The organism is Ruegeria sp. D3 (assembly GCF_056534465.1).
The window spans coordinates 46,685-52,806 of record NZ_JBQFPK010000022.1; the positions used below are offsets into that span (position 1 = coordinate 46,685).

Here is a 6,122-nt window from a genome sequence, read left to right on the forward strand (position 1 = left end):
TCAAAATTTAGTATTTTCTAAATCATCAGTCCCTGTATCGTGAATTAAGCTGACCAGTGTGAAGCTCTGGGGATTTCGATATGGATATTTTAGCAGAACAACTCCGCGCGTTTCCGATTATGGCGCTTTTCCTTTGCCTGGGTCTAGGATACGGCATTGGGAAATTCAGGGTTGGAAAGTTTGAACTGGGCGGAATTGCCGGAACCCTTTTGGTCGCGGTTTTTGTAGGCCAGATCGGCGGCATTACCCTAAGCACTGATGTGCAAAACGTCTTCTTTTCCTTGTTTATTTTTATGGTTGGCTATAACGGCGGGCCGCAATTCTTTGCCGCCCTTAACCGCTCGGCTCTGACAAAACTGTTGGCGGCGTTCATGATGACCGCCTGGGGGCTTTTCTTCGTGATCGCCGTGGCTCGCATGGCTGGGCTGGACAAAGGGCTTGCGGCTGGACTGGCTGCCGGAGGGCTGACGCAGTCGGCAATCATCGGCACAGCGGGCAACGCGATTGATTTGCTAGGGCTCGCGGCAGATGAAGCGGAAAAGCTAAAAACCAATATCGCGGTAGGCTACTCGGTTACCTATATCTTTGGTTCAATTGGGCCGATTCTGGCCGTCAGCGTCATTCCTATCATTCTGCGCTGCGATCTTCGGCAAGAAGCGATCAAACTGGCCAGCAAACTCAGCGGGGGCGGTCGCAAACTGGAGGAGGGTGAGTTTCTTCCAATGAACCGATTTGAGGCGCGCGCCTATCAAGTGACTGCTGATGCGCAACTTGCCGGGCAATCTGTCAAGGCCATCGAGGAACGGTATGGCGGCGATCTGATTGTCGAGAAGCTGATGCAGAACGGAATTCCGGTAGAGCCTGAACCTGAAACCGTTGTCGGGGCAGGTGATGTAATCGTTGTCTCGGGCCTTGTCGCCTCACTTACCAGTTTCGAAGACACCGCAAGCGGCGAAATCGGGGAATATCCACCGGAATTGGTTGTCGTGGAGGAACGCCGCAACGTGATCATCACCAATCGCAAACTGACAGGAAAAACTCTGGCAGAACTGAGGGCTGCATTGACCGCCGATCAGCGTCGTGGAGTTCACATCTCAAAGATCACGCGTATGGGTCATGGCGTGCCGGTACTGCACAATACGGAACTCCACGCTGGTGACGAGATCAGCATCGTTGGTCACAAAGATGACCTGAACCGGGCGGCCAAATTGGCAGGCTACGTGCCGCCCTCGGCCTCGGCTACGAACTTCATTGCTCTGGGTATTGGTGTTGCCATCGGTTACCTGATTGGTGAGATCAGCTTTGTCATTGCTGGAACGAAGGTCGCACTTGGGTCGGGGCTTGGCTGTCTTGTGACCGGATTGATCATTGGCTATCTGCGCATTCGTCGACCCAAGATTGGTGGCATCAACCACGGCGCTGCAAACTTCCTTCAGAGCTTTGGACTGGCGGTATTTGTCGGCGTTGTTGGCTTGAATGCTGGCAAACCGGCGCTGGAAGCCATCCAGCAATACGGCATTACCTTGCTCCTGCTCGGTGTCGTCGTCACCTTGATGCCGATGATTGTGCAGTTCACGATCAACTACTTTATTCTGGGCATAAAAAACCCGGTCGAGGCATGCGCGGTCGTAACCGGATCCCGCTCAGGCAACCCAGGCTTTGCGACGTTGTTGGAAAAGACCGGAAACGCGACGCCAACCCCCGCGTTTACGATGACTTACGCGGTCGCCAATATCTTTTTAACGCTCTGGGGCCCGCTCGTTGTGGCCTTTGTTCCCTGATCAAAGCGTTCGTAGTCGCAAACTAACCGTGAATTGGCAGGCCATTCGCGGCGCGGTAGGCTTGCACATAGCCAACCGCCACCGCCCTAACTGCCCGGCCGATCTGGCGATAGGCGCTGTCATCTAGATTGGCAAAAGAGACACGTGCCGACCAGTTTGGTGCGTCAAAGCCCGACCCATTGAGTAGAACAATCCCATGGTCTTGCGCCAGTTTGAATGAGATATCCAGAGGGTGAACGTTCTCCTTAATCCACTCCACAACCTCTTCACCTACATATTTCCTTAGCCAGAATTCAAAATCGATAATGCCGTAATACTTGTCGAAAAGCGGATTGTCAGAAACCTCTATCCCCAAACCTTCGACCAGCTCATTGAAACGGTGATCGAGAATACCCCAGCAAAACGCCTGATATTTTTTCTCTTCGTCCATCAGTTCAACAAGTGAAAACAGCGTCATCATAACTTGCTGTGGCAGAGACAAACCCGCAGTATGATTCAACGCGACATCTCGGCTGTCCGCCACAATTCGGTCGATGAATTTGAACGAGGACGGATCAGGGGTAAGCGTTTCGTATCGCGCTTCAACGACTGCACGCGTATCCGCTGGGGCTTGGGCGATCATTTTGTCGAAGATGTTGTTTTCAGACACTAAGATTGCGCCGAGACGCCAACCGGTACACCCAAAATACTTCGAAAAAGAATAAACGCCGATCGTGTTTTCCGGCAAATGTCCCATCACCGACTGAAAGTCTGGCACGAAGGTGCCATAGACATCATCGGTCAGGATAATCAGATCCGGACGTCGGGTATTGACGAAATGCACCAGCCGGGCCATGACCTCGGGGCTGATCGCAACCGACGAAGGGTTGCCTGGATTGACAAGGAAAAGTGCCTTGACCTTCGGGTCTGCCAAGAGCTCCAGATGATCATCCGTCAACTGAAAATGGTGTTCTTCCTCTGACGATATGTCGACCACGTTCAACCCGTAGTCTTCCAAAAGCGGCATTTCCAAATAAGGCGTAAAGATTGGTGTGCCCAATGCTATTGTATCGCCTGCGTTAAGCAGTCGCTGGTTTTTAAGCGCCTTGAAAATATAGCACATCGCGGCGGTACCACCTTCGACAGCATATATGTCGAATTTTGCCTCGGGCCGATGCCCGGCGCACATCGCCCACATTATGTATTCGTGCACAATGGCTTCGTTGTGTTTCATGCATCGGTCAGGCATTGGATAGTGGTCGCCCACAATGCCATCGGTTAGTTCAAGGACAAAGTCGTCAGGCGTGAAACCAAATTTTTCAACGGCGTAATCCACCATTGCCGCCAGCGTGTTGGCACCCGGAGGTCCATTCTGTTCCAAAGAATTGGTGCAATAGGCTTTCAACCTCTCGTAAGAACCGTTGCCTTGAGGCATTCCGGCCAACCCGACCTGTGGTTCATCGCGGTGCCTTTTTGCCTCGGTCATCGCAAACTGGCCCAGCAGGAAGAACGCCTCGCGTGCTTTGGTTGCGATCCAGTTGGGATTTCCACGCCCTGCATTCAGATAGGGCAGGGCCATCCGATGCGACTCTTTCTGAGCCAGCTTGATGAGTTCGTCTTTGATCTGAAAAGGGCTAAGATGTTCAAATTTGTGCAAGTTGAGCGTCTCGGGCATGACAATAAACCTTTCGTAAAAACTTCAGGAAAATTCATTGAAATCGTAGGCAAACCATAGGGCCAAAGTAAACAACGCTCTGATCGAAGGCACGGGCGGTGTCACAAACTCTGGTATTCAAGACTTGGCCTTAGAACAGGTTATTGAATGCCCAACCCACAGTGAGCTAGGCTATTTTCAAGGTGCTTTGGATGCCATCTTGTCAGAATTAAGCACAGACGCCATAGTTGCCATTAGAAATTTATTTATTCGATTATTTTTTGAAGCGCTTTTGCAAGGAGCTGAACAAAATCGAAACGCAACAATCTCGGTTTTTTCAAGAACTCCTCTGGTTCCTGCTGTTTATTGGCTGGGTCCCTATGTTGGCGTCCTATGCATTTGTGCTGGACCCGGTGGCCACTGGAAAGACGGGTGTTCTGACGACGATTACCGATCAAATAACGCTTTATCAGCAGCGTGGTTGGGGGCATCCGGCCATCGGTATTTTGGGGTTGGCAGGGCTTGTTTCCGCGGGCCTAGTCATCCGGCTAGGGCGTTTGTCGCTTTGGCCAATTCCGGCCTTTTTGTTTTGGTCGTCGCTGATTTATCAGTTCAATTCGACGGGGGCCGGCGGCGCATTTGAGATGACCACGCACGTGATTTATGCCGCTCTTGCTGCCGCATGCACCTATCTTTTTCTGCGCCACGGTCATTTGCTTTCCACGTCATTCATAGGGTTTACCACTATTCTGTTTCTGGATGTAGCTGGGTCACAGATTGCGCAACTTTTCGGTGCAGCTCCGGGTACCAGCTTGCTGGGGATGATGTTTCTTGGCTATCAACCCAAACTGGTGAACGCACTGTTGTTCCTGACGATTTCGGTGCTGGTTCGAATGCTGTGGATGATGGTCCGTGACAACTGGCAGTTTGTCACAACGCTTTCTAAATCGGATCTACGCTCCGCCAGTCGCAAGACATTACGACTCTGGAGCCCTGCATTGGCTGTTTTTGTTTTCTTCGGCGGGTTTTGGTGGGCGCTCGTAAATTTGTGGGTCGAACCACAGATGGTTGCCGATGTTGAACGCCGGACGGCCGAGTTGGAAAACCGGGCAATCATCTGGGTGATCGAAAACGAGCCGATGGCGCAAGACAGCCATGTTCCGTACGTCAAATCCTGGTCCCGTAGCTATCCAAGCGCGGACCCGCTGGAACGCGCTATCAATCAGTGGTCGGATCTGTATCTGATTTCGGTGCATAAACGTGTGAGCCTCAACCTGAAGACGGTTGAACGCGACGCAAAGAACGACCTTGCTCGTGTACCCCTAGCTGTAAAAGACCAGATGAATACAGCCTTTCCCAAAGAGGTCTTGCCCTTGTTGGAAAAGTCGGGCTGGTGCTTTCCACTTGATCCTGTCTGCAAGACAAAGGAATGGATCGTCGAAGGGGCTAACCAGATGATGGTGGATGCGCGGACCGGAATGATAGACGGCACCACCGATTTTGCGGGATGCATTACTCTGGCATCGTCTGACCCGAACAGGCCCCGAAACTGCCCCAGCGATGTCGCTCTGGCTGACGACGTGTCAGATGCTTCAACCCGGGTTCAAAGCTACTACCAACAAGTTTATCTAACCACACACACGACAACCACGTCGACCGTAACAGGCAGTTTTAGAACCTGGCGCAACGTATCGCTGCTTTTGACGTTGTACAGTGTTATTATTCTGCTCAAGACGTTCCTTATTGTTTTCTCGCGCGTGATATTTGCGCCAAACGGGGCCGCCAGTCTGCATGCACAGTTTCTACCAGATGCCCCCCCATCTTCAGCGTCTGTTTTGGCTAACCATGGGCAGCACTACCGCATCCCCGTTGCCGAAAAAGATGCGTATTTTGTAGCGCGTTGGGGCGTGACGTTGGAAGGGCCTCCGCCCGCCCGACGCCGCCCGCTTGGGTTTCGAATGCCTGTCGCACGCATTGCCAGCGGTACATGGGCTATGAATCGGATTGAGGGCAACCGCGCAGAGAAACCCGATGAATTTGATGCGGAACTGAAAGTCGACGAGCCTGCAGAACTTGTTTCTTGGTCCCTTCAACCTGGTGAGCGTGTGATTTTCAGGTTTTCAGATTTCGTTGGAATGAGCGAAACATTGAAAATGGGACGTATTGCCAGTCTTGGTCTTTCGACGCTGATACTGGGGCGTATGATCTACTATTATGCAGAAGGTCCAGGAACCCTGATCCTTCGAACGACCGCGGCTGCGCGTCTTACGCCTTCATCTGAGGCGGAAAAACCTGCTCCAATGCCCAAGCTGGTCGCCTGGGGTAGCAGTACAAGATTCAGCATTTTTGCCGCTCTTACAACGATGGACACGTTCTTAAGTGGATACAATCTCAAAACAGCGCCAAAAGATGCAGTCGTCTGGGATAGTTCAACCCGCCGTGGAGATGGTCCGGGGACAGGGATCATGCGATTTATGAAAAGCTTCTTGCTACCGCTATAAATGGCGCAAGCATAGTGGTGGATCAGTTCAGTTGGGGAAGCTCAATACCCGCTGCGAATGCCAGCTTAAGCGAATACCGCATCGCGGCAAACCAGACCCCACTCAAAGTCCGGTTTGGGCCGAATATGATCTGCTGCATTCAGCCGTTAAACCAAATCGGCGCTTCGTCTTCTGACCAAGTTGCATACTTTTTCATCACCAGCAAAA

Annotated in this window: 4 protein-coding genes; 3 read left to right on the plus strand and 1 reads right to left on the minus strand. The window is 52.0% G+C overall.

Features of this window, described 5'->3' with window-relative positions; translation table 11 throughout:
• Window positions 1–80 precede the first annotated feature (80 nt).
• Window positions 81–1,781: an aspartate-alanine antiporter gene (gene aspT, locus ACR0DX_RS21605; RefSeq protein WP_170356244.1), complete on the plus strand. Its 1,701-nt coding sequence runs from the start codon at window positions 81–83 to the stop codon at window positions 1,779–1,781.
• Between the two features lie 22 nt (window positions 1,782–1,803).
• On the opposite strand, the gene ACR0DX_RS21610 is transcribed toward aspT, so the two are convergent.
• The gene (locus tag ACR0DX_RS21610; RefSeq protein ID WP_170724788.1) at window positions 1,804–3,435 is read right to left on the minus strand and encodes a bifunctional aspartate transaminase/aspartate 4-decarboxylase; all 1,632 of its coding nucleotides are present in this window, start codon (window positions 3,433–3,435) and stop codon (window positions 1,804–1,806) included.
• Window positions 3,436–3,662: 227 nt separating this feature from the next.
• Between ACR0DX_RS21610 and ACR0DX_RS21615 the strand changes: the two genes are divergently transcribed.
• Window positions 3,663–5,915, plus strand: a complete 2,253-nt coding sequence (locus tag ACR0DX_RS21615; RefSeq protein WP_170356246.1) for a hypothetical protein — start codon at window positions 3,663–3,665, stop codon at window positions 5,913–5,915.
• A 14-nt stretch (window positions 5,916–5,929) separates the two neighbouring features.
• Window positions 5,930–6,122: hypothetical protein (locus ACR0DX_RS21620; RefSeq protein ID WP_480847358.1), on the plus strand; the 193-nt coding region annotated here is incomplete at its 3' end.

What these genes read in the sequence shown, in the direction of transcription:
- aspT (WP_170356244.1), top strand. Translation starts at nt 81, where the DNA reads ATGGATATTTTAGCAGAACAACTCCGCGCGTTTCCGATTATGGCGCTT.
- ACR0DX_RS21610 (WP_170724788.1), bottom strand. Translation starts at nt 3,435, where the DNA reads ATGCCCGAGACGCTCAACTTGCACAAATTTGAACATCTTAGCCCTTTT.